The organism is Pseudomonas sp. (genome assembly GCF_049653025.1).
Classification (GTDB): Bacteria; Pseudomonadota; Gammaproteobacteria; order Pseudomonadales; family Pseudomonadaceae; genus Aquipseudomonas.
The window spans coordinates 125,271-149,831 of record NZ_JBASFM010000020.1 but is presented as its reverse complement, the minus strand read 5'-3'; the positions used below and the strand labels follow the sequence as shown (position 1 = coordinate 149,831).

The window sequence follows — 24,561 nt, the reverse complement described above, 5'->3', positions numbered from 1 at the left end:
CTGGTTTAAACGCCCTCGCCCAGCTTATGCCGCGCGGCATACAGGCAGACCATCTCCATCGCCACCGTGGCGGCGGCCAGGGCGGTGACTTCGGCGTTGTCGTAGGGTGGCGAGACCTCCACCACGTCCATGCCGACCAGGTTGATGCCGCGCAGGCCACGCAGGATCTCCAGCGCCTGATGGGTGCTCAGGCCGCCACACACCGGGGTACCGGTGCCGGGGGCAAACGCCGGGTCGAGGCAGTCGATATCGAAGGTCAGGTACACCGGGTTGTCACCCACCCGCGCACGGATCAGTTCGGCGATCTGCTCCGGCGTGCTGCGATGCACCTGGCGGGCGTCCAGCACCTGAAAGCCCATCACGTCGTCATTGGTGGTGCGCAGGCCGATCTGCACCGAGCGCGTCGGATCAACCAGGCCCTGCTTGGCCGCGTAATAGAACATGGTGCCGTGGTTGATACCCTGCTCCCCCTCATCGGTATCCGGCCAGGTGTCGCTGTGCGCATCGAAATGCACCAGCGACAGCGCGCCATGCTTCTGCGCATGGGCCTTGAGCAGCGGGTAGCTGATGAAGTGATCACCGCCCAGGGTGAGCATGCCGCAGCCGGCCTGAAGGATATGCGCGGCATGCGCCTCGATCGCCGCCGGGGTGTTCTGCGGCTGGCTGTGGTCGAAGTTGCAGTCGCCGTAGTCGATCACCGCCAGATGGTCGAACGGGTCGAATTCCCAGGGGTAATGCCGCTCCCAGGCGCTGGTGATCGACGCCGCACGCACCGCGCGTGGGCCGAAACGGGTGCCGGGGCGATTGGTGGTGGCGGTGTCGAACGGCACGCCACTGACTACCAGATCGACGCCGGTCAGGTCGCGGCTGTAGCGCCGACGCATAAAGCTGGTGACCCCGGCGTAGGTCGGCTCGGAGAAGGTGCCGTACAGGCTGTCGCGGGTGATGGCCAGGTCGTTGCCGTTGAATGCTTCCATGATGCTGTCCTCAATACTGGCTGCGGAAGGTGGTCCAGATGCGGGTGCGGTCGCGCTGCTGGCGCAGTGGCAGCGACTGCTCGCCAAACAGGCGGGCGCGCATCGCTTCACCCGGGTAGATATCGGCGTCGGCGGTGATTTCCGGGTCAACCATCGGCGTGGCCGCGCGGTTGGCGTTGGCGAAGAACACCCCGTTGGTCAGCTCGGCAATCGACTCGGGGCGCAGCATGAAATCGATAAAGGCGTGCGCGGCCTCGGGGTGCGGCGCATCGGCAGGGATCGCCATGGTGTCGAACCACATCAGCGTGCCTTCGACGGGAATGTGGTACTGCACCTCGAATGGCTGCTTGGCCTCGCGGGCGTTGGCGGCGGCCATATAGGCATCGCCGTTGTAGGTCAGCGCCAGGCAGATCTCGCCCTTGGCCAGGTCGTTGATATGCCGGCCGGCACCGACATAGCGCAGGTTCGGCTGCAGCTTGGCCAACAATTGCGCCACGGCATCGAGGTCGGCGCGCGCGGTGCTGTAGGGGTCCTTGCCCAGGTAATTGAGGGCGATGCTGATCACTTCCTGCGGCGAATCGATCACCGCAATCCCGCAATCCTTGAGCTTGCTGGCGTACTCAGGCTTGAACAGCAGGTCCAGGCTGTTCAGCGGCACGCCCGGCAGGCGCTGCTCCAGCGCCTGCTTATTGAACCCCACACCGACCGTGCCCCAGGTGTACGGCAGGCCGTACTGGTTGCCCGGGTCGACACTGGCCAGCTTGCCCAGCAGTTCACTGTCCAGGTTATCCAGATGCTTGAGGCGCTCGCGTTGCAGCGGCTGCACCGCCTTGGCCTGAATCGCCCGAGCCAGGCCGCTGGAGGCCGGGAAAACGACGTCATAACCGCTGCCGCCAGTGAGCAGTTTGCTGTCCAGGGCCTCGGCACTGTCGAAGATGTCGTACTTGACCTGAATCCCGGTCTCATCCTTGAAGCGCTGCAACGCCTGCTCGGGGATATAGGACGACCAGCTGTAGAGGTTGAGGACTTTGTCCTCGGCCTGCGCGGCAAAGGTGCTACAGAACAACAACGGCAAGATGGCCTTGCGCATGACGGGATACCTCATCGGCTTTTTTTGGACTGACTCCATCCTGCTCCGCGGTTTGCTTTGAATAAATATGAAGTGACGCACCCTGGCATTGCCATCTATCAATGTAATGGCACCCGGCCGATGGCGTTGCGCTCAGCCACGACTAGTCTTGCTGGCAGGCTCTGGAGACCTTTGCATGAGCGAATTACAACCCGAGGAAAGTTTCTGGCTGGATGCCACGCAGGACAAGCGCGCGGCCGATGGGCTCTGCGCAACGCTACAGGTGCGGGCGCAAAGCGGCGTATCGATGCGCGGTTTCCAACTCAAGTACGCGGCGCTGGCAGGTATCGACCTGGTCAACCACCATCAGCGCGAAGGCTATGACCTGCGCGGTGCCGACCTGTACCGCGCCGACCTGCAGAACGCCCACCTGTTTGCCCTCGACCTGCGTAACAGCTCGCTGATGAAGGCCAATCTGCGTGGGGCCAACCTGCACTGCTGCGATTTGCGCGGCTGCAACCTGCTCGGCACCCAGCTGGACGGCGCTCGACTGGACAACGTGATCTGGGACCGCCAGCTGCGTCAGGAGCGTCGGGGCCGTGAGCTACAGCGCACCGGTGACAATGCGGCCGCCCGCCAATGCTTCGAGGAGGCCGAGGAAACCTATCGCAACCTGCGCCTGCACCTGGAGAAAGCCGGGCTGTTCGAGCAGGCCGGACTGTTCTTCCACCGCGAGATGGTCATGCGCCGCCTGCAGATGCCGCGCTACTCGAGCCAGCGCCTGCTCTCCTGGCTGGTCGACCTGTTCAGTGGCTACGGCGAGAAACCACTTAATGTGGTGCTGTTCTCCATCGCCCTGATCGGCGTCTGCGGCCTGCTCTACTTCCTCGTCGGCGTGAACCACGGCGACCTACCCCTGGGCCTGGCGCTGGAGCGCGGCTGGCTGGCCAACCTCGATGACCTGTTCGATTGTTTCTATTTCAGCGTGGTGACCTTCACCACCCTCGGCTATGGCGACATCACGCCGCACGGCCTGGCCCGCCCGATTGCCGCCCTCGAGGCCTTTGCCGGTAGCTTTACCATGGCCCTGTTTGTCGTGGTGTTCGTAAAGAAGATGACGCGCTAGCCCAGCCGCCCCTCCCTACGCCCTCGCTTGCATCCGACTGAACGGAAGTGATCCACTCAGGCATTGCCCTCCATCAATGTGTGAAAACCCCATGCTCAGCCAGTTGCGTGACCTCGACCTGCAGTTGCTGCGCCTGTTCGTCACCGTGGTCGAGTGCGGCGGCTTTAGCGCAGCCCAGGGCGAGCTGGGCATCGGCCAGTCAACCATCAGCACACAGATGGCCAAGCTGGAAACCCGTTTGGGGTTTCGCCTGTGCGAACGTGGCAAGGGCGGCTTTCGCCTGACGCCCAAGGGTGAGCAGGTGCTGAGCGCCACCCGCAAGCTGTTCGCTGCCATCGAGTCCTTCAAGGGCGAAGCCCAGGGCATGGCCGACAAACTGCTCGGCGAACTGCGTATCGGCCTTTCCGAGGGGCTGGCCGCCAGCGTGCTGGAACAGGTGGCCGAGGCCATCCGACGTTTCCGCGGGCGCAACCAGGCGGTGCAGATCGAGCTGCTCACCGCCATGCCGGCCGAGCTGGAACGCCGCCTGCTGCAGGGCCAGCTGCAATTGGCCATCGGCTACTTCTCCGGCAACCAGGCCGCGCTGGATTACCAACCGCTGTTTCACGAGCGGCAGATTCTCTATTGCGCCGAGGGTCACCCGCTCTTCGAGCGCAACGACATCAGCCCGGACGAGCTGATGCAGGCCGACCGTGTGCACCATCCCTATCGCTTCGTGCAGGCCAGCGAGCCGTTTCAGAGCGCACCCAGTTCGGCGCAGACCGAGCAGGTCGACGGCGCGCTGGCGTTTATCCTGTCGGGCCGACACATCGGCTACCTGCCCGAACATATCGCCAGCCCCTGGCTGAGCCGCGGGCGCTTGCGCGCGATGGATGCCGATGCACTGAGCTTTACCGTGCAATTCCACCTGGCCAGCCACCGCGGCCAGCACCCGGGCGATGCTCAGCGGGCGTTTGTCGCCGACCTGCTCGCCGCCTTTGCCCCCGGCTGAACGCTAACGGCAACCTGCTGGCGCACCGAGCTGGCACGCCAGCAGGCCGCCTCAACGCGTAGGCGGACGCGGCGGTTGTTCGACGGCAGGCGGTAATTGCTCACGCAAGCGCTCCAGCGCGGCGATGGTGCCGATAATTTCGCCGTGAAGTGGCGGGCTCGCACGAACGTCAGACCGGCCGTTGTCGCCAATGGCGAAGTCTTCCGCCTCCAGTTGCAGGTGCGGATCGAAGAGGTCGAAAAGCTGTGGATGCAACAAGCTCATGGCTATCTCCTTGCCGGTTGAAGCCCGGCGTGACGCAGCAGGTGGTCAGGAGGCAGTACATGCAAGGGGCAAACGCCCAAAGGGATGCGGCTGGGGTTATCGTGCCCACCGAACGCCGCTAGCCAGCAGCATGGCTGGGGTTGATGGCAATTCGGTGACAGTGCGCCGCTCACTTAACCTCTACCGATTGCCCCAGCCGGTCAAGCCGGCGCGGGCTCCAGGTGACGAACGCGACAGCCATTACCGGCCAGGATTGCCACGCGGCGGCAGCCGTTATGCCCTATGAGGCATCATCAGGCGCGTCGATACGGCGAAAAAATACTTGGCTAAATAGACCGACCGGTCTATATATTCGCCCATGAAGAAGATCCCGACCCGCGACAAGCTGATCCACGCCATGGCCGATGCGCTGCAACGCAAGGGCCTGCATGGCGTTGGCCTGAACGAACTGCTGGAGCACGCCGGCGCGCCCAAGGGCAGCCTGTATCACCACTTCCCCGGTGGTAAAAGCGAGCTGGCGGTAGCGGCCATCGAGCATATCAGCCAGCACACCGACGCCCTGTTCAGCCGCCTGTTCGCCCAGCAAAGCGACCCGCTCAGCGCCATGCACAACTGGCTGCAAGGCGCACTGCAACAACTGGAGCACAGCCAGTTCGAGCGCGGCTGCCCACTGGCGACCATTGCCCTGGAAAGCGGCCCGGAGGATGTCGAGATTCGCGCCGCCCTGCAGCGCAGTTTCGCCGCCGTGCGCCAGGCCCTGAGCCAGCAACTGCATGCCTACGGTTACCCCAGCGAGCAGGCCGACAACCTCGCCGCGCTGTATGTCGCGCTGTACGAAGGCGGCCTGCTGCAAGCCCGGGTCGCGGGAAACAGCGAGCCGCTCAAACGCGCCGCCGACGCCCTGTTCAACCTGACCCGGCAACTACCACCGGGAGGAGCCGCAGCATGAACACCCGCACCGCCATTCTCAGTGAAACCCTGCAACTGCCCGCACTGGACGGCTATCCGCTGACCGCCACGCTGTATCACGCGCCCGAGCCCATCGCGCAACTGGTCGTGGCCGGGGCCACCGGCGTACCCCAGGGCTTCTACCGGCGCTTTGCCGAATACGCCGCCCAGCGCGGCTACAGCACTCTGACGATCGACTACCGCGGCATTGGCCAATCCAAGCCCGCCAGTCTGCGCGGCTTCGTCATGGATTATCTGGACTGGGCAAACTTCGACCTGGCGGCGGCCGTCGATCAGCACCGCCACCCCGAGCGGCCGCTGTATATGGTCGGCCATTCGTTTGGCGGCCACGCCTTCGGCCTGCTGCCCAACCATGATCAGGTGCAGGGCTTCTACACCTTCGGCACCGGGGCCGGCTGGCACGGCTGGATGCCCAAGGCCGAGCAACTGCGCGTGCTGACCATGTGGCGACTGATCGGCCCGCTGCTGACCCGCTACAAGGGCTACCTGGCCTGGAGCAAACTGGGCATGGGCGAGGACTTGCCACTGGGCGTGTACACCCAGTGGAAACGCTGGTGCCGCTACCCGCGCTATTTCTTCGAAGACCCGCAGATGCCGGGCTTGAGCGAACGCTTCGCCCAGGTCAGTACGCCGATCATCGCCGCCAACGCCCTGGATGACCTGTGGGCACCGCCCTCCTCGCGCGACGCCTTTATGGCGGCCTACAGCGCAGCGCCCTACCAGGCGCGCACCATCGATTCGGCAAGCACCATCGGAGCGATCGGTCATATGGGTTATTTCCGCCCGGCCGCACAGCCGCTGTGGGATGAAATGCTGAACTGGTTCGCCGGCTTGCAGGCCAGCGCCGCAACGTTTCAGCGGCCACTTAGCCGGGCTGCGGCCAGCCAGTGAGCCACACCGATCCGCTATAGGCCGTATTTCTCTTTTAGCGCGGCGACAGCCCGATGCTCGCTGCGCAGAAACGCATCGAAATGCTGGATCAACTGCGGATGGCGAATGCTCGACAGGTGGTAATAACTGTCGCTGATGGCCAGCAAGCCGGGCTCCACCACCAGGCCGTCAGGCTGGCCTAGGCGAGCGAGGTGATAACGGGCCACCTGCTGCGACATATTGGCCGCATCGATATAGCCGGCGAGGGCCATACGAATCAACCCTTCCGGGTTGGGGGCCTGATGTATTTCCACCAGGCCGGCACTGATCTCAGCCTGGAATTTCCAGGGGGTAAAACCGCGGACGAAACCGAGCTTGCGAAAGCTGCCGCGCGCTTGCCCCTGGCGCGTCGGCAGCACCAGCATGGCGTCCTGAAACGTCAGCACGGGCTGCGAATAGGTCACCGCCTTGGTCGATTTATCGCCTGAGTGCCAACGCGGGTTGTCGGGGAACACCAGATCGAGCCGCCCGGCCTGGTACTCGTAGGCGAGCCGCCGTACCGGCAGTGACACATAGCGCAGAGCAATCTGTTCGTGCAGCGCAAACAGATCCAGCAACTCACGGGCATAGCCGCGGTACTGGTTGTCCTGGGGGGTCACTGAATAGATGGGGAAGTAATCAACATCCTCTACCCCCACGCGGTATTCCTGCGCGGCGGCCAAGGGCTGGATGGTCGATAGCGCCCAGGCAGCGCCAAGCAATCCGGCGATTCGCACCGATCGGAGACAGCACTGGGCAAACAGGGTCAGCATACGAGAACTCGACTGCAGCAACTCACCACAGTGTAATCCAGGCCACCCTACCCCTCTGATCTTTCCCCGGCTCGGCCTCCGAGCGGGCTAAGCGTATGCTGGGCGAACGCCCAAAAATTGCCTGAAGCCATTCTTAACGTTGCGTAGCGACGGCCCGAAGGGTGGCTGCCATGGACGGCAAGCCACAAAAACGTCGGGAGTGTTTTTGCGCGCAAGCCCCGGAGGAGTGAAGCGCATGGATGCGCTGAGCATAAAAAAGAAAACCCCGCGATTGCGGGGCTTTGCAGACTGAGTCCTGACATCCGTGATCTGCTTGCCATCCTGGCAGCTGTCCAGCGTATCCCTGTTGCTAAAGTGCGCTTCCTGCGCGACGTCCATGCAGGCAGATTAGCCACCGTCCATCGTCAGGCATAGTGGCGATAGGCTGGATGCTCTGTAAGCCATGGCTTACAAAGAGCCTGGCGCGGACAAACCAAGCAAACGCTCGGCTTTATTTTGTGACACAGGTCTTGTTAGACTCGGACTTGTCTTACAAAAACAACAGACCCCGCAAACGGCGGTCATTGGGGCAACACCATGCGCTCACTGCTTATTGCCATTGGCTGCCTGGCAGCCAGCCTCAGCCTGCCTACGCTGGCCGGCGGGCAGAACCAACTCTCCGACCCCAAGGCCGCTACCCAGTTGTTCTGGGATCAGCTCTACGGCCAAGGCGGCACCTCGCTGTATTGCGGCAAAACCTTCAGCACAGGCGGCGGGCAATTCACCGCCAGCCCGGTCTACGGCACCAAGCAGCTGAAAAGCGCCTTGCGCTGCGTAACGGATCGCCAGTGCGGCATCATGAATCCGCGTTTTGTCTATATGGTCTCCGACCTGCATAACCTCTATCCGGCACTGACCCGCGTCGAGCTGGCGCGGCGCAATGCGCAGTTCGGCGACCTGGACGACAGCGTCGCGAGCAAGTTCGCCGACATCGGTTGCGACCTGAAAGCCAGCTTCCAGCTGGTCGAGCCGCGCGATGAAGCCAAGGGCAACGTCGCCCGCGCGATCTTCTATATGCACGTCGAATACGACCTGCCCATCGTCGGCCAGGTGCAGATGTACAAGAAGTGGCACCAGATGGACCCGCCGGACGCCGAAGAGAAGGCGCGCAACGACAAGATCGCCAGCCTGCAAGGCACGCGCAACCGCTTTATCGACGACCCCAGCCTGGTCGAGCAGCAGATCAACAACTAAGCGATCTCAGAGCCTGTTCAAGGTATCGCGAGCTAGAGCTATACAAGGCGCTACGTTAGTAACAGCCTCTGGCTGGTCAAAGCGGCGAGGAAGCGGAATGTACGAGCTGTACATGAGCATTCCGAGCCTGTTTTTAACGCAGTAGAGCCGACGCGCAGCAGACCTTGAGCAGGCTCTCAGCGGCGTGGCTTGTGGGTGGAGCGCAACTTGTAGCGATCCCCCGGATGAATCAGCCGCGCATAGCTGATCAGGTGCTCATCCGACCAGGTGCGGCGGATCACGCTCAGGCACGGCGCGGCCACGTCGATGCGCAACCAGCCGGCCACCTGTGCATCGACCAGCACCGCCTCGACCACATGCTCGACATCGGCAATCGGGCAGCTGGCCACCAGCACCTCGTTGGGCGTCTGCTTGGAAAAATCACTCTGCAGGTAATGCGGCACCCAGCGCGGATTGACGAAACGGTCTTCCAACTGAATCGGCACGCCGTCCTCGCGGTGCACCAGAATGCTGTGGAACACCTCGGCACCCAAGCGCAGGCCCAGACGTAGGGCCACCTCATCGTCGGCGGCCAGCGCCTCGCAGCGAATGATGTCATTGCTGTAGGCATGCCCGCGCGCGCGCACCTCGGCGGCGATGTTCAGCACTTCGTGCAGGGAGGACTCGGCCTTGCGGTCGGTGACGAAGGTGCCGAGGCCGGCCTGACGCAGCAGGTAGCCCTTCTGCACCAGATCGCGGATGGCCTTGTTGGCCGTCATCCGGCTCACGCCGAAATCCCGCGCGAGCTGCTCTTCCGGCGGAATCTGATGATTGACCGGATAAACACCACTGTGGATGCGCTCAAGCAGGAACTCTTCGATGGCCTTGTAGCGCGGGGTGGTACTGCTCACAGCGGCTCCTTGGGATGGTCCCGATGCGCGGATAATAGCGCGTCAACAAGCCACAACGTAGGGTGGACAAGCGTCGCGTTGTCCACCCTAGCAACTGCGCTCAACGCCAACCTACGCCAGCGACGGCAATACCCCGGTCGGCAACAGCGGGGTCAGCACCCGCTCTGCCAGCAGGGCATTGGCGGCCTCGATATCCGGGGCGAAGAAGCGATCCTCGACGTAATACGCCACCTGCGCCCGCAGGATCTGACGCGCTTGCTCCAGCAGCGGCGAGCTTTTCAGCCCTTCGCGGAAATCCAGGCCCTGGCAGGCACCCAGCCATTCGATGGCCAGCACGCCACGGGTGTTGGCGGCCATTTCCCACAGGCGCTTGCCGGCGGCCGGGGCCATCGACACATGGTCTTCCTGGTTGGCCGAGGTCGGCAGGCTGTCGACGCTGTGCGGGTGAGCCAGGGCCTTGTTCTCGCTGGCCAATGCGGCGGCAGTAACCTGGGCGATCATAAAACCGGAGTTGACCCCGCCATTGGCCACCAGAAACGGCGGCAGCTGCGACATATGCTTGTCCATCATCAGCGAGGTGCGCCGTTCGCTCAGCGCGCCGATTTCGGCGATGGCCAGGGCGATATTGTCGGCGGCCATGGCCACCGGCTCGGCGTGGAAGTTGCCACCGGAGATCACGTCGCCCTCGGCGGCGAACACCAGCGGGTTGTCCGATACCGCGTTGGCTTCCACCGCCAGCACTTCGGCAGCCTGGCGCAACTGGGTCAGGCAGGCACCCATCACCTGCGGCTGACAACGCAGCGAGTACGGGTCCTGCACTTTGTCGCAGGCGGCGTGAGAGCGGCCGACTTCGCTGCTGGCACCGAGCAGATGACGGTAAGCGGCGGCCGCGTCGATCTGCCCACGCTGACCGCGCGCAGCATGAATACGCGCATCGAAAGGCGCACGCGAACCCAGCGCGGCCTCGACGGTGAGGCTGCCGCACACCGTCGCGGCGGCGAACAGATCCTCGGCCTCGAACAAGCCGCGCAGGGCGTAAGCAGTGGACACCTGGGTGCCATTGAGCAGGGCCAGGCCCTCCTTGGCGGCCAGGGTCATGGGTTCCAGCCCGGCGATGGCCAGCGCTTCGCGCGCCGGCAGCCATTCGCCGCGATAGCGCGCCTGGCTTTCACCGAGCAGCACCAGCGACATATGCGCCAGCGGCGCGAGGTCGCCGGAAGCACCGACCGAACCCTTGAGCGGAATATGCGGATAGACCTCGGCGTTGATCAGGGCGATCAGCGCCTCGATCACTGCGCGACGGATGCCGGAGAAGCCGCGCGCCAGGCTGTTGACCTTGAGCAGCATGATCAGCCGCACCATGGCGTCATCCAGCGGCGCGCCGATGCCGGCGGCATGCGACAGCACCAGCGAGCGCTGCAGCTTTTCCAGGTCTTCCGTGGCGATGCGGGTCGAGGCCAGCAGGCCGAAACCGGTATTGATGCCGTAGGCGGTGCGGCCTTCGGCAATAATGCCGTTGACGCAGGCAACACTGGCTTCGATGGCCGGATAGGCCGACGCTGCCAGGCTCACGCGCAGGGGTGCCTGGTAGGCGGCGCGCAGTTGGGCCAGGGTCAACTGGCCGGGATGCAGGGTGAGCGGGTTCATGCACGGGCTCCTTGGGTAGCGCCAATCATTGGCAGATCCAGACCCTGCTCGCGAGCACAATCGACGGCAATGTCATAACCGGCATCGGCGTGACGCATCACCCCGGTGCCCGGGTCGTTGCGCAGCACGCGGCCGAGACGGGCGCGGGCGTCTGGCGTGCCGTCGGCGACGATCACCACTCCGGAATGCTGCGAGTAGCCCATGCCGACGCCGCCACCGTGGTGCAACGACACCCAGGTCGCGCCGCCGGCAGTATTCAGCAGGGCGTTGAGCAGCGGCCAATCGGATACGGCGTCGGAGCCGTCCTGCATGGCTTCGGTTTCACGGTTGGGGCTGGCCACCGAGCCGGAATCGAGGTGGTCGCGGCCGATCACGATCGGCGCTTTCAGCTCGCCGCTGGCGACCATATCGTTGAAGGCCTGAGCCAGGCGCGCGCGGTCTTTCAGGCCAACCCAGCAGATACGTGCCGGCAGACCCTGGAAGCTGATGCGCTCACGCGCCATGTCCAGCCAGTTGTGCAGATGAGCGTCGTCCGGGATCAGTTCCTTGACCTTGGCGTCGGTCTTGTAGATGTCCTCGGGGTCGCCGGACAGCGCCACCCAGCGGAACGGGCCGATGCCCTGGCAGAACAGCGGACGGATATAAGCCGGAACGAAACCAGGGAAATCGAAGGCGTTATCGACACCCTCCTGCAGGGCCATCTGACGAATATTGTTGCCGTAGTCGAAGGTCGGCACGCCCATCTGCTGGAAGGCCAGCATGGCGCGCACATGCACAGCCATGGACTGTTTGGCGGCCTTGACCACCACGGCCTCCTCGGTCTTGCCGCGGGCGACGTATTCATCCCAGCCCCAGCCGGCCGGCAGGTAGCCGTGGCGCGGGTCGTGGGCGCTGGTCTGGTCGGTGACCATGTCCGGGCGCACGCCACGGCGCACCAGTTCCGGGAGGATTTCGGCGGCGTTGCCACACAGGGCGATGGACACGGCCTTGCCTTCACCGCAGTAACGGTCGATACGCGCCAGGGCGTCGTCCAGATCGCTGGCCTGCTCGTCGACATAACGGGTCTTCAGGCGGAAATCGATACGCGATTGCTGGCACTCGATATTCAGCGAGCAGGCACCGGCCAGGGTCGCCGCCAGTGGCTGGGCACCGCCCATGCCGCCGAGGCCCGCGGTGAGTACCCAACGGCCCTTGAGGCTGCCGCCGTAATGCTGACGACCGGCCTCGACGAAGGTTTCATAGGTGCCCTGGACGATGCCCTGGCTGCCGATATAGATCCAGCTGCCGGCGGTCATCTGGCCGTACATGGCCAGACCCTTGGCATCCAGTTCGTTGAAGTGCTCCCAGGTGGCCCAGTGCGGCACCAGGTTGGAGTTGGCCAGCAGCACGCGCGGCGCGTCCTTGTGCGTTTCGAACACGCCGACCGGCTTGCCGGACTGAATCAACAGGGTCTGGTGGTCTTCCAGGCGAGTCAGCACTTCGACGATCTTGTCGTAGCACTCCCAGTTGCGCGCGGCGCGGCCGATGCCGCCATACACCACCAGCTCCTTGGGGTTCTCCGCCACTTCCGGGTCGAGGTTGTTCATCAGCATGCGCAGCGGCGCTTCGGTCAGCCAGCTCTTGGCGGTCAGCGTGGTGCCACGGGCGGCGCGGATTTCGGTGTCACGGAAAAGGCTCATAACAAGCTCCTTATCAACAGATCATCAGGTGCGGGCGGCTTACAGCCAGCCCATGTAGAGCGCCAGGTAGCCCAGCGGAATGCTGAACAACAGGCTTAAGAACGTGCGCTGCAGCCAGACCAGCAACAGGTCGCGCAGACGCAGGGGAATTCGTGTGGCCAGCACGCAGGGAATCGAAGCCGAGAGAAACAGCACGCTGCTCACCGAGACGATGGCGGTGACGAACTTGACCAGCGTGTCGGCGTCTTTCAGCAACATGGCCGGCAGGAACATTTCCGCCAGGCCCGAGGAAATGGCGCGGGCCACCTGCATTGGCTCGGTCAGGCCAAACAGCCAGGTCAGCGGGTAGAACAGCACGCCGAGGGCATCGAACAGCGGGGTGTATTTGGCGGCGAGCAAGCCGAGCAGGCCGACGGCGAGAATGCTCGGCAGAATCGCGGCGGTCATGCGCAGGCCATCGACAAAGGTCTCGCGCAACGCGCTGAGCAGTGAAGGCGCACTGGCCGCCTGACTCAGCCCGGCACGCCAGGCGCTGGCGATACGGCTTTCGCCGGCTTGCAGCTGCGGCTCGGGGCGACTCTCGCTGGGCAGACGTGACAGCGGATAGATGCGCGCGCTGACGGCGGTGACGGCAAAGGTCACCAGCATCGCGCTCCAGAAGTACAGGTTCCAGACTTCCATCAGGCCTAGGGTCTTGGCGATGATCACCATAAAAGGCGCCGACACCGTGGAGAAGCCGGTAGCGATAATCGCCGCCTCACGCACGCTGTAATGGCCCTGCTGGTACATGCGATCGGTGATCAGCAGGCCCACCGAGTAGCTGCCCACGAACGAGGCCACCGCATCGATGGCCGACTTGCCCGGGGTGCGCCAGATTGGCCGCATCACCGGCTGCATCAGCACACCGACCAGCTCGAGCAGGCCGAAGCCGATCAGAAACACCAGGGCCAGCGCACCCAGCGGCACGATCAGCGCCAAGCTGAGCACCAGCTTGTCGAACAGAAACGGCAGCATCCCAGGCTGGTACAGCGCTTCAGGCCCGACACGAAAGAGATAGGCCACGCCGATCAGCAGGCCGAACACCTTGAGTACGCTGAACACCGTGCGGGTCAGGTCGCCGCGCCAGCTGCCGCTGAGCCAGGGCTGCAGCGCGCCGTAGAGCATAAACAGCATGGCAATGCTGATCACCAGCGGCCGTGCATGGGTCTGTAAGGCCGTAGCAGCATGATCGAGGAGGATGGTCGAGCGGCCGCCGATTTCGAAGGGTACGAAAAACAGCAACAGGCCGATCAGGCTGTAGCCGAGCAACCGCGCCAAGGCGCGGCCCTTAGACACGCTGGCGAACGCGGTAAGTTGTTCAGACATGACGGCTCTCCGCGCGCAACGAACGGGGTGCAGGGCTACGGCCATGGCGGTTCTGGGTGAAGGGTGTCATCTGTGCATTCCTCTGTATTTATTGTTGTCAGGGAAGTGGCCAAGCAGCGCTTAGCCGGTCAGGGTCAACAGGTGGATCAGCCGCGCCGCGACCTTGGCGGTGCGGCTGTCGATATCGTGTTCGGGGTTGAGTTCGGCCAGGTCGGCCAGGCGCAGCTTGCCGCTGTCGCGCACGGTTTCCAGCAGCGGTTCGAGCAGCGCCAGCGGCACGCCACGCGCTGCCGGGGCGCTGACCCCAGGAGCTTCGCAGGCCGGCAGCACGTCGATATCGATGGTCAGGTAGATCGCGTCGCAACCGGCGATAAAGGCCTGCAACTCAGCGCTGATAGCCGCCAGGCTGCCTTCGCGAATCTCTCGATCTTCGCGCACCAGCACGTCCAGCTCGGTGGCGCGCTGGAACAGCGCCTGGGTGTTGCTGGCGCGACTGACGCCGAGGCAGGCATAGGCGAACGGCCAGCCACGGGCGGCGCACTGCTCGGCGATCTGCGCGAAAGGCGTGCCGGAGGAATGGGCATGGGCCGGGTCACGCAGGTCGAAGTGCGCGTCGAAATTGATAATGCCGATACGAGGAGCAGCGCCGGCCATATGCTCGGCAATACCCTGCCAGCTGCCGAAGGCCACCTCATGGCCGCCGCCTAGAACGACCGGCAGATGCCCGGCATCCAGCAGTGCGCAGATGTTATGACCGAGGCGCGCCTGGGCGCTTTCCAGATCACCATCGGCGCACAGCACATCACCGGCGTCATAGGCCGCGCCCTGGCGATGCCAGGCCAGATTGGCCAATGCCTTGCGGATGGCCAGCGGGCCATTCACCGCGCCGACGCGGCCATGGTTGCGCCGCACCCCTTCGTCGCTGGCGAAACCGAGCAGGGCGACGCCAGGCTGGCTGTCGGCGCTCAGAGCCTGAATGCGCTGATGCCAGCGCGGGCTGTCGGCTTCCGGGTCGACGCGACCCTGCCAGAGGCCCATAGAGTTGCGATCAGCGTGCATGAGTGTTGACCTCTTTGCGGTAGCTAATGGCGCCGTTGAAGATGCGCTGACGCAGGCGGCCCGGCTGGACTGCATAGGCCAGTTCGGCAGGTTGCTGCACATCCCACAGGCACAGATCGGCGGGGGCCCCAACCTCGATCCGCCCCAGGTCAGGGCGGCCGAGGGCGCGGGCGGCATGGGCGGTCATACCGGCCAGGGCCTCGCGCGGGGTCAAACGGAACAGGGTGCAGGCCTGGTTAAGGGTCAGGGTCGGAAAGCAGATCGGCGAGGTGCCGGGGTTGGCATCGCTGGCCAGGGCCATCGGCACGCCGTACTGACGCAGCAACGCGATGGGCGGCAACTGGGTTTCGCGCAGGGTATAAAAGGCCCCCGGCAACAGGGTGGCCACGGTGCCGGCAACGGCCATGGCCTGCACCCCGGCCTCGTCGAGAAATTCTATATGGTCGGCCGAAAGCCCCTGATAGCGTGCGGCCAGGGCACTCGCGCCCTGATTTGACAGCTGCTCGGCATGCACCTTGATCGGCAGGCCATGACGGCGCGCGGCCTGAAACACCAACTCGCACTGCGCCGGACTAAAGGCGATGTTTTCGCAGAATACATCCACCGCATCGACCAGGCCCTCGGCAACGGCGGCCGGGATCATCTCGTCGCACACCAGGCCGATATAGCCGTCGCTATCGCCGGAGAACTCCGGCGGCAGGGCATGAGCACCGAGCAAGGTGGTAGTGATGCGTAGCGGTAGCAACTCGCCCAAGCGGCGGGCCACACGCAGCATCTTCAACTCATCCGCCGTGCTCAGGCCGTAGCCGGATTTGATTTCCAGGGTGGTCACGCCGTCATCCAGCAGCGCCTGCACGCGCGGCAGGCTTTGCGCCAGCAACTCGTCCTCGCTGGCAGCACGGGTGGCGCGCACGGTACTGAGAATGCCGCCGCCGGCCTTGGCGATCTCGGCGTAGCTGACGCCCTCAAGACGCTGCTCGAATTCACCGGCACGGTTGCCGGCGTACACCAGGTGCGTGTGGCAATCCACCAGGCCCGGGGTCATCACCCCGCCACATCCGGCTTCAACCGCCCCCTGGGCCAAGGCCTCGGGAAACGCCTGGGCCGGCCACAGCCCCGCCACCCTGCCCGCCTCGACCAGCACGGTCATGGGCTCTGCCAGCACGGCCAGGCCATCAAACAGACACAGATCACGCCAGAGCAGGCGTGGGGCGGGCATTGGCATCGAGGCATCCTCACACAATATGTATATACAATATGAGCGAGATATCTATGCGTCAACCCCAGCCTGTCGATTACCTGGGCATAAACACTCCCTGCACGACGCCATGCCAAACTAGACAGCTCGACGCAGAGCGTTTCACCAACCTTTAACGAATCGAAATTATCGACAGAACATCCCGCGACCCATCCGGCCAGCGCCTGAACAAGTATGGATTTCAATTATTTTGTATATACAATAAGAATACACTCAATCACAGGATCCCCACAGCATGAGCGCGCGGATTGTCGACCGACACAGCGCCAGGCAACTGCCCTGGAAAAATGGCGCAGGCGTCACCCTGGAACTGGCGATATATCCAGACGGAGCGGAATTGCATGACTTCGACTGGCGTATCAGCAGCGCCAGTGTGGCAAGCGACGGAGCCTTCTCGCATTTTCCCGGCATCGACCGCAGCCTGGGCCTGCTGGACGGCACGGGGTTGCGCCTGATCCTGCCTGGGCAGACGTTGCAGCTGGATGCGCATAACCCGCTGGCGAGCTTCCCCGGCGAACTGGAGATCCAGGCCGAGCTGCTCGATGGTGCAGTCACCGACCTGAACCTGATGAGCCGACGTGGTCACTGGCAACATCGCCTTCAGCACCAGCTGCTGGCCGGCAATCTGAGCATCGACAGCGCTGCGGTGCTGTTGATCTATTGCCAGAGCGGCGCGACGCTTGAATGCAGCTGGCCCGGCGCGACTGCACTGTCATTCGGCCCGGGCCAAGGCCTGCTGCTGGAAGATGAACCGGGACCACTGACCCTGAACAACCTGGGCAACAGCAGCCTGTTTCTCGCCTGGCTGGAGCGGGTTTAGCGCCCGCCACTAAACCGCAGCCAATAAAAAGCCCCGGCTGATTAGGCCGGGGCTTTTTGCGTTACGCAGTAAAACGTAGAAGCTGTTTCGGATCTCGCGAGCTAGAGCGAGACAAGGCAGAAATGGCCGAGGGTGCGGAGTTTACGAGCTGTAAATGAGCAACCCGAGGCCATTTCTAACGCCCCTTTCTTTTATCGAGAGGGGCCGACGCGCAGCAGATCCGAGACGGCTTCTTAGAACTGCGCAGCGTCCAGCAGGTACAGACTCTCGCTACCGGCCTTGACCGAAGCAGTCAGCGAGTGGATACGCGGCAGCAGGCGGGCGAAGAAGAAACGCGCGGTGCCCAGTTTGCTCACGTAGAACTCGTCCTGGTCCTGCTTGGCCAGTGCGGTGCGTGCCATCAGGGCCCACATGTAGGCGTAGGCGGTGTAGCCGAACACCTGCAGGTACTCGACCGAGGCAGCGCCGACTTCGTTCGGGTTGGCCTTGGCGCGTTCCAGCAGATCGGCGGTCATCAGCTCCAGGTTGGCAATGGCCTCTTTCAGCGGATTAACGAACTCAGCCAGCGAAGCGTCAGCGGAGTCGGTAAAGGCTTTGATCTCTTCGGCGAAGTGCTTGTAGAACGCACCGCCGCTGCCGACCACTTTACGGCCGACCAGATCGAGCGCCTGGATGCCGTTGGTGCCTTCGTAGATCTGGGTGATGCGGCAGTCGCGGATCAGCTGCTCTTGGCCCCATTCACGGATATAACCGTGGCCGCCGAAGATCTGCTGGCCGTGGGTGGTGGTTTCCAGCGCCATATCGGTGAGGAAGGCCTTGGCCACCGGGGTCAGCAAAGCCACCAGCTCTTCCGCGCGTTTGCGGGTGGCGGCGTCTTCGCTGAACTTGGCGGTGTCCAGCTGCATGGCCACATAGCTGGAGAAGGCGCGGCCGCCTTCGTTCAGCGCTTTCATGGTCAGCAGCATGCGACGCACGTCCGGGTGCACGATGATCGGGTCGGCGGCTTTGTCTTTAGCCACCGGGCCGGTCGGCGCGCGGCTCTGGATGCGGTCGCGGGCGTATTCCACGGCGTTCTGGTAGCTGCGTTCACCCAGGGACAGACCCTGGATACCAACGCCCAGACGCTCGTAGTTCATCATGGTGAACATCGCGGCGAGGCCCTTGTTCGGTGCATCGACGATCCAGCCGGTGGCGCCGTCGAAGTTCATCACGCAGGTGGCCGAAGCCTTGATGCCCATCTTGTGTTCGATCGAGCCGCAGGACAGGCTGTTCTGCTCGCCCAGGGAACCGTCGGCGTTGACCATAAACTTCGGCACCAGGAACAGCGAGATGCCTTTCGGGCCCGCAGGGGCGTCCGGCAGCTTGGCCAGCACCAGGTGAATGATGTTCTCGGTCAGGTCGTGCTCACCGCCGGTGATAAAGATCTTGGTACCGGAAACCTTGAAGCTGCCATCGGCTTGCGGCTCGGCCTTGGTGCGGATAATGCCCAGGTCGGTGCCGGCATGCGGCTCGGTCAGGCACATGGAGCCCGCCCAGGTGCCGGCATACATGTTCGGCAGGTATTTCTCTTTCAGCTCTGCGCTGGCGTGGGCGTTGATCGACAGGCAGGCACCGGCGGTCAGCATCGGGTACAGGCCGAACGAGAGGTTGGCCGAGTTGACCATTTCCTCGACCTGAGCCGAGATCGCCTTGGGCATGCCCATGCCGCCGAATACCGGATCGCCACCGACGCCCACCCAGCCGCCTTCGGCGTAGGTTTTGTAGGCATCCGGGAAGCCGGCCGGGGTTTTCACCGAACCGTTGGCCCAGGAACAGCCTTCTTCGTCGCCGCTGCGGTTCAGCGGGGCGATCACGCCGCCGGTGACCTTGCCGGCTTCTTCGAGAATCGCCGCTGCAGTGTCTTCATCGACCACTTCAGCCAGGGCCGGCAACTGGGCCCACAGCTTGGAAACTTCAAACACTTCATTGAGCACGAAGCGCATATCGCGCAGGGGAGCTTTGTAGTCAGCCATGGGGCAATTCCTCGGACGAACCGGCAGGTGTAAAGATGTGCACGAAGTCTAACCGAACAACTTTTTAGACACATAGCGTCGCGTCGTGACCATAAGGTCACCATTCGTTTGTTAGGCCCATCAGCGCCTGAAAAGCAGCAAAGCCCGCCGGGTGGCGGGCTTTGGCAGGGCTGCAACCGCTGGTCAGAGGGCGAAGTGTTCGGCCGGTAAACGCATCAGGCACTCGCTGCCCGCCTCGGCACCGGCCAGATGGGTGGCGGTACGCGGCAACAGGCGCTTGAAGTAGAACTCGCAGGTCGCCAGCTTGGCCTGGTAGAACGCCGCCTCGCCCGCACCCGCCGCCAGCTTTTGCTCGGCCACCAGGGCCATGCGCAACCAGAAGTACGCCAGGGTGACGTAGCCGGAGTACATCAGGTAATCCACCGAGGCCGCGCCGACTTCGTCCGGGTTGTTCATCGCCGCCATGCCGATCTTCTGGGTCAGCGCGCCCCACTGCTGGTTCAGTGTCGCCAGCTGCGCCACATAACCCTTGAGCTGCGGGTGCTCGGCCTGGGCCTCGCAGAACTTGTGGACGATCTTGGTAAAGCCGCGCAGCAGCTTGCCCTGGCTGCCGAGCACCTTGCGCCCAAGCAGGTCGAGGGCCTGGATGCCGTTGGTGCCTTCATAGATAGGCGCGATGCGGCAGTCACGCACCAGCTGCTCCATGCCCCATTCGCGGATAAAACCGTGGCCGCCGAATACCTGCATGCCGTGGTTGGTCACCTCCAGGCCGGTCTCGGTCATAAAGGCTTTGCAGATCGGCGTGAGGAAGGCCAACAGGTTTTCCGCCTCTTCACGCGGCTCGGCGCTGTCGCCGCGGTGCGCCTGGTCGATCAGCTGCGCGGTGAAATAGGCCAGCGCGCGGTTGCCCTCGTTGAACGCTTTCATGGTCAGCAGCATGCGCCGCACATCAGGGTGCACGATGATCGGGTCGGCGGCTTTATCCGGCGCTTTCGGCCCAGTTAGCGCACGCATCTGCAGGCGCTCAGTGGCGTACTTGATCGCGCCCTGGAAGCTGGTCTCACCCAGACAAAGACCCTGCATGCCGGTGCCCAGGCGCGCGTGGTTCATCATGGTGAACATGCAATTGAGGCCCTTATTGGCCTCGCCGATCAGGTAGCCGGTGGCGCTGTCGAAGTTCATCACGCAGGTGGCCGAGGCCTTGATGCCCATCTTGTGTTCGATCGAGCCGCAGCTCACGCCATTGCGCTCGCCTGCCTGACCTTCAGCGTTGGGCAGAAACTTGGGCACGATAAACAGCGAGATGCCCTTGGTGCCAGCCGGCGCATCGGGCAGCTTGGCCAGCACCAGGTGCACGATGTTCTCGCTCATATCGTGCTCGCCGGCGGAGATAAAGATCTTGCTGCCGCTGACCGCATAGCTGCCATCGGCCTGGGGCACGGCGCGGGTCTTGATCAGGCCCAGGTCGGTGCCGCAATGGGCTTCGGTCAGGCACATGGTGCCGGTCCAACTGCCTTCGGTGAGTTTGCTCAGGTAGGTCTGCTTCTGCGCTTCGGTGCCGTGGGCGTGGATCGCCGACATCGCGCCGTGGGTCAGGCCCGGGTACATGCCCCAGGAGGTGTTGCTGGCGCCGACCATTTCCCCGATCAATAGACCGAGGGAATGCGGCAGACCCTGGCCGCCGTAGGCCGGGTCCGCCGCCAGGCCATTCCAGCCACCCTCAACGTACTGGGCAAAGGCTTCCTTGAAGCCCTTGGGCGTGGTCACCACGCCGTCGTTGATCTGGCATTCCTCTTCATCGCCGGAGCGGTTCAGCGGGGCCAGCACCTGCTCACAGAACTTCGCACCCTCGGCCAGGATTGCACTGACCATATCCGGGGTGGCGTCGCTGGCCCCCATCGCGACGTAGCCCGCATGAAAGTCGAAGACCTCGTCGATCAGAAAGTGCATATCGTGCAGGGGAGCTTTGTACTCGGGCATGCTGGCATCTCCGTCAGCTAGAGCGTGGGTTAGCGCTCTACGCTACGGCCCGCGCGGCACCGCAACAATCACAGTGCGGATGCTGAATACACTGCTATTAACCGAGAGCCTCAGCCCCGCGCGGTATCCAGCTTGACCGCGCCGCGCCGCTGACCATGACTGCGCACGCAGTTGCGCCCGGCGCTCTTGGCGTTATACAGCGCCTTATCGGCCGCCTTGAGCACCTCTTCCGGGTTGCGCTGCTCTTGGCCGCGCTCGGCCACACCCATGCTCACTGTCACCGACACCTGGGTCGCGGCACCGCCAGCTCGGCGCGCGCGGCCCTGCTTGTCATCCTGCGGGCGCTGCAGTTTATCGCGCAGCTGAATGCGGTAGACCTCGATCGCCTGGCGCACCACTTCGAGATGCGGCAAGCACTCGTCAAGCGTCTTGCCGGGGAACACCAGGGTGAATTCCTCGCCACCATAACGGTAGGCCTTGCCCCCGCCGCCGATCTTGCGCAGCTGCGCCGCGACCAGGCGCAACACCTGATCGCCGACATCGTGGCCGTGGGTGTCGTTGAATTTTTTGAAGTGATCGACGTCGGCCATCGCGATCACATAACTGCGGCCCAGACGCTGCAGCCGTTCATTCAAGGCGCGGCGACCCGGCAGACCGGTGAGCTCGTCGCGGAAGGCCATCTGGTAGGCCTCGTGCGCCACCGCCACCACCAGGATCAGCATGATCTGGCTGCTCATCACGTTCAGCGCATGGGGCAGGATAAAGGTGTTCGGCAGCATCCACAGCGCGCCGCACAGGCCGAGCAATTGCGCCGCATGCAGCGGGCGCGGCGCACGCAGGTACTGCACCAGCAGCAGGATAAAACCCAGTGCGAACAGCGGGTACGCCAGCTGCACCAGGCTTAGCCAGGCCACCTGCAAGGCCGGCCAGCGCACCAGCGACAACCACTGCAACAACGCCTCCGGATAGCGCTGCGCCAGCCCCAACGCAACTGCACCGACCGCCAGCAACACGGCGGCGCGGGCGACCAGGTCCTGCACCAGGTGCGTACGCTCCTGCCAGGCCGCATACAAGCCATAGAGCAGGGGCAACAACAGGCTGCACAGGTGGAAAACCAGGGCCGTGTCGCCATGCACCTGGCCGTTCTGGCGGAAATGATCGACCTGAATATCCAGCAGGAAGTACGCGAGATACAGCGTCAGCAGCAGGAACACCTCGCGCTGACGCCCGTACACCAGGCAGAACGCCCCGCCGAGCAACAGCAGCAGCGTTGGCAGCACATTGAACAGCGAGGTAAAAAACTCGTTCAGCTGCGTCAGCCGGGCAAGCAGCAGCCCGCCGAACAAGAGCAGCAGCGAAGGCAGAAAGTGGCTGATACGCACAGCGGCAAAACGCGACAAGACAGGCTCCACAAACCGCGAAAAGCAAATAACGCCGCGCAGTTTGCCTGCAACAGATAGATTACGCACGGAACCCGGCAGGCAAATCGACAAGCTGCCTGGGGCTGTCGCGGCTTTTTCATCGGAATAAAAAAACCGCCACCCCAAGGGGCAGCGGTTTTTCGACCTGCGGTGGAACCTAGGGCTTAGTAGCCCAGGTCGAAGTGCTCTTCGGCCATGTCCATCAGGTTGCTGGCACCAGACAGCATGGTCTCTACGTGACTACGGGTACGCGGCAGGATGCGCGCGAAGTAGAAACGAGCGGTCTGCAGCTTGGCCTTGTAGAAGGCTTCGTCTTCAGTGCCGGCAGCGATTTTCTCGGCAGCCAGGCGCGCCATGTCAGCCCAGAAGTAGGCCAGGCAGACGTAGCCGGAGTACATCAGGTAGTCCACCGAGGCGGCACCGACTTCTTCGCGGTCTTTCATCGCGGCCATGCCCACTTTCATGGTCAGGTCGCCCCACTCCTTGTTCAGCTTGGCCAGAGGCTCGACGAACGCTTTAACGGCGTCGTTGGCTTCGTTGGCCTGGCAGAACTTGTGCACGATCTTGGTGAAGCCTTTCAGCGCCTCGCCTTGAGTCTGCAGCACTTTACGGCCCAGCAGGTCGAGTGCCTGGATACCGGTGGTGCCTTCGTACAGCATGGAGATACGGCTGTCGCGAACGTTCTGCTCCATGCCCCACTCAGCGATAAAGCCGTGGCCGCCATAGATCTGTACGCCGTGGTTGGCCGCTTCAAAGCCGACTTCGGTCATGAATGCTTTGGCGATCGGAGTGAGGAAAGCCAGCAGTGCGTCGGCTTGCTTCTTCTCGGCTTCGTCTTTGCTGTACTTGACGATATCAACCTGCTTGGCGGTGAAGTACACCATCGCGCGGTTGCCTTCGGCGAAGGCTTTCATGGTCAGCAGCATGCGACGCACGTCCGGGTGGACGATGATCGGGTCAGCGGCTTTTTCCGGCGCTTTCGGGCCAGTCAGGGAACGCATCTGCAAACGATCGCGAGCGTACTTCAGGCCGCCCTGGAAACCGATTTCGGCGTGAGCCAAACCTTGCAGAGCAGTACCCAGGCGAGCCGTGTTCATAAAGGTGAACATGCAGTTCAGGCCTTTGTTGGCTGGGCCGATCAGGTAACCGGTAGCGCCGTCGAAGTTCATCACGCAGGTGGCGTTACCGTGGATGCCCATCTTGTGTTCGAGCGAGCCACAGGAAACGGCGTTGCGTGCGCCAACGGAGCCATCAGCGTTAACCGAGAACTTCGGCACGATAAACAGCGAGATGCCTTTGGTGCCTTGCGGCGCGTCGGGCAGGCGGGCCAGCACAATGTGGACGATGTTATCGGCCATGTCGTGTTCGCCAGCGGAGATGAAGATCTTGGTACCGGAGACCTTGTACGAGCCGTCAGCCTGAGGCTCGGCCTTGGTACGCAGCATGCCCAGGTCGGTGCCGCAATGCGGCTCGGTCAGGCACATGGTGCCAGTCCACTCGCCGGATACCAGCTTGGTCAGGTAGGTGTGTTTCTGCTCGTCGGTGCCGTGCTCGGAGATGGTGTTCATCGCGCCGTGCGACAGGCCTGGGTACATGCCCCACGACCAGTTCGAGGTGCCGACCATTTCGCTGACAACCAGACCCAGGGACTCCGGCAGGCCTTGGCCGCCGTGGTCAACGTCATGAGCCAGGCTCGGCCAGCCGCCTTCTACGTACTGCTTGTAGGCTGCTTTGAAGCCGGTAGGGGTTTTCACGCCCTCAGCCGACCAGGTGCAACCTTCGGTGTCACCTACACGATTCAGTGGCGACAGCACTTGCTCACAGAACTTGGCGCCTTCTTCAAGGATGGCGTCGACCATGTCCGGAGTAGCGTCCTGGCAGCCAGGCAGGCTCTGATAATGCGCTTCGTAGCCGAGCAGTTCGTCGCGTACGAAACGGATATCACGCAAGGGGGCCTTGTAATCAGGCATAGCGGTTAACCTCTGCGGTGGATTCTAGTGTGTAGGTGACCGGTTATTCGGTCGTTTTCGGGATCAATCCCGGCGCTCGACCACCCCTTGGCAATCAAGCTAATCAAACAAGCGTTTGAAACATACGTTTATGCCTATTTAAAGTCAAG

Annotated in this window: 20 protein-coding genes; 6 read left to right on the top strand and 14 right to left on the bottom strand. The window is 63.3% G+C overall.

Translation table 11 applies throughout. The features are described from left to right. Positions 1-5 precede the first annotated feature (5 nt). Positions 6-977 (bottom strand): agmatinase, encoded by a 972-nt coding sequence (gene speB / locus WBK23_RS17335; protein WP_424485175.1) that lies wholly within the window; start codon positions 975-977, stop codon positions 6-8. A 10-nt stretch (positions 978-987) separates the two neighbouring features. Further along, entirely contained in the window at positions 988-2,067 is a 1,080-nt protein-coding gene (locus tag WBK23_RS17330) for a polyamine ABC transporter substrate-binding protein (protein WP_424485174.1), read from the bottom strand. Between the two features lie 175 nt (positions 2,068-2,242). Here WBK23_RS17330 and WBK23_RS17325 point away from each other — a divergent pair, with 175 nt between their 5' ends. Both WBK23_RS17325 and WBK23_RS17320 read left to right on the top strand, forming a co-directional pair. Continuing rightward, entirely contained in the window at positions 2,243-3,172 is a 930-nt protein-coding gene (locus WBK23_RS17325) for an ion channel (protein WP_424485173.1), read from the top strand. Positions 3,173-3,263: 91 nt separating this feature from the next. Beyond that, the gene (locus WBK23_RS17320; RefSeq protein ID WP_424485172.1) at positions 3,264-4,163 is read left to right on the top strand and encodes a LysR family transcriptional regulator; all 900 of its coding nucleotides are present in this window, start codon (positions 3,264-3,266) and stop codon (positions 4,161-4,163) included. 51 nt (positions 4,164-4,214) lie between these two features. On the opposite strand, the gene WBK23_RS17315 is transcribed toward WBK23_RS17320, so the two are convergent. Continuing rightward, entirely contained in the window at positions 4,215-4,427 is a 213-nt protein-coding gene (locus tag WBK23_RS17315) for a hypothetical protein (protein WP_424485171.1), read from the bottom strand. A gap of 358 nt (positions 4,428-4,785) precedes the next feature. On the opposite strand from WBK23_RS17315, the gene WBK23_RS17310 reads away from it, so the two are divergent. Together WBK23_RS17310 and WBK23_RS17305 are read left to right on the top strand one after the other, a co-directional pair. Beyond that, positions 4,786-5,376 (top strand): TetR/AcrR family transcriptional regulator, encoded by a 591-nt coding sequence (locus tag WBK23_RS17310; protein WP_424485170.1) that lies wholly within the window; start codon positions 4,786-4,788, stop codon positions 5,374-5,376. Further along, positions 5,373-6,287, top strand: a complete 915-nt coding sequence (locus tag WBK23_RS17305) for an alpha/beta fold hydrolase (protein ID WP_424485169.1) — start codon at positions 5,373-5,375, stop codon at positions 6,285-6,287. Before WBK23_RS17310 ends, WBK23_RS17305 begins: the two co-directional genes overlap by 4 nt. Positions 6,288-6,301: 14 nt before the next feature. Here WBK23_RS17305 and WBK23_RS17300 read toward each other — a convergent pair whose 3' ends face one another. Next, positions 6,302-7,078, bottom strand: a complete 777-nt coding sequence (locus tag WBK23_RS17300; RefSeq protein WP_424485168.1) for a substrate-binding periplasmic protein — start codon at positions 7,076-7,078, stop codon at positions 6,302-6,304. A gap of 576 nt (positions 7,079-7,654) precedes the next feature. Between WBK23_RS17300 and WBK23_RS17295 the strand changes: the two genes are divergently transcribed. Further along, positions 7,655-8,311, top strand: coding sequence for an endonuclease I family protein (locus WBK23_RS17295; protein WP_424485167.1), 657 nt, complete (start codon positions 7,655-7,657; stop codon positions 8,309-8,311). 176 nt (positions 8,312-8,487) lie between these two features. On the opposite strand, the gene hutC is transcribed toward WBK23_RS17295, so the two are convergent. From hutC to hutI, 6 genes are all read right to left on the bottom strand, one after another. Further along, positions 8,488-9,201 carry a histidine utilization repressor gene (hutC, locus tag WBK23_RS17290; protein ID WP_424485166.1) on the bottom strand — a complete coding sequence of 238 codons (714 nt, stop codon included), beginning with the start codon at positions 9,199-9,201 and terminating at the stop codon, positions 8,488-8,490. A gap of 111 nt (positions 9,202-9,312) precedes the next feature. Further along, entirely contained in the window at positions 9,313-10,848 is a 1,536-nt protein-coding gene (gene hutH, locus WBK23_RS17285; protein ID WP_424485165.1) for a histidine ammonia-lyase, read from the bottom strand. Next, positions 10,845-12,527 (bottom strand): urocanate hydratase, encoded by a 1,683-nt coding sequence (gene hutU / locus WBK23_RS17280; protein ID WP_424485164.1) that lies wholly within the window; start codon positions 12,525-12,527, stop codon positions 10,845-10,847. The genes hutH and hutU overlap by 4 nt, the downstream gene beginning before the upstream one ends. A gap of 39 nt (positions 12,528-12,566) precedes the next feature. After that, on the bottom strand, positions 12,567-13,892 hold the full coding sequence (locus tag WBK23_RS17275; protein ID WP_424485163.1) for a YjiH family protein: 1,326 nt from the start codon (positions 13,890-13,892) through the stop codon (positions 12,567-12,569). A gap of 120 nt (positions 13,893-14,012) precedes the next feature. Then, a complete protein-coding gene (hutG, locus tag WBK23_RS17270) occupies positions 14,013-14,951 on the bottom strand; it encodes a formimidoylglutamase (protein ID WP_424485162.1) in 939 nt (312 codons plus the stop codon). Beyond that, positions 14,941-16,176 carry an imidazolonepropionase gene (hutI, locus tag WBK23_RS17265; RefSeq protein ID WP_424485161.1) on the bottom strand — a complete coding sequence of 412 codons (1,236 nt, stop codon included), beginning with the start codon at positions 16,174-16,176 and terminating at the stop codon, positions 14,941-14,943. Before hutI ends, hutG begins: the two co-directional genes overlap by 11 nt. A gap of 268 nt (positions 16,177-16,444) precedes the next feature. Here hutI and WBK23_RS17260 point away from each other — a divergent pair, with 268 nt between their 5' ends. Beyond that, on the top strand, positions 16,445-17,029 hold the full coding sequence (locus WBK23_RS17260; RefSeq protein WP_424485160.1) for a HutD family protein: 585 nt from the start codon (positions 16,445-16,447) through the stop codon (positions 17,027-17,029). Between the two features lie 233 nt (positions 17,030-17,262). On the opposite strand, the gene WBK23_RS17255 is transcribed toward WBK23_RS17260, so the two are convergent. The 4 genes from WBK23_RS17255 to WBK23_RS17240 form a co-directional block, all read right to left on the bottom strand. After that, complete coding sequence (locus WBK23_RS17255) at positions 17,263-19,041, bottom strand: acyl-CoA dehydrogenase C-terminal domain-containing protein (RefSeq protein ID WP_424485159.1); 1,779 nt, start codon at positions 19,039-19,041, stop codon at positions 17,263-17,265. 183 nt (positions 19,042-19,224) lie between these two features. Continuing rightward, entirely contained in the window at positions 19,225-21,021 is a 1,797-nt protein-coding gene (locus WBK23_RS17250; RefSeq protein ID WP_424485158.1) for an acyl-CoA dehydrogenase C-terminal domain-containing protein, read from the bottom strand. A 110-nt stretch (positions 21,022-21,131) separates the two neighbouring features. After that, a complete protein-coding gene (locus tag WBK23_RS17245; RefSeq protein ID WP_424485157.1) occupies positions 21,132-22,421 on the bottom strand; it encodes a diguanylate cyclase in 1,290 nt (429 codons plus the stop codon). Positions 22,422-22,606: 185 nt separating this feature from the next. Beyond that, positions 22,607-24,412, bottom strand: coding sequence for a phenylacyl-CoA dehydrogenase (locus tag WBK23_RS17240; protein ID WP_424485156.1), 1,806 nt, complete (start codon positions 24,410-24,412; stop codon positions 22,607-22,609). Positions 24,413-24,561 lie beyond the last annotated feature (149 nt).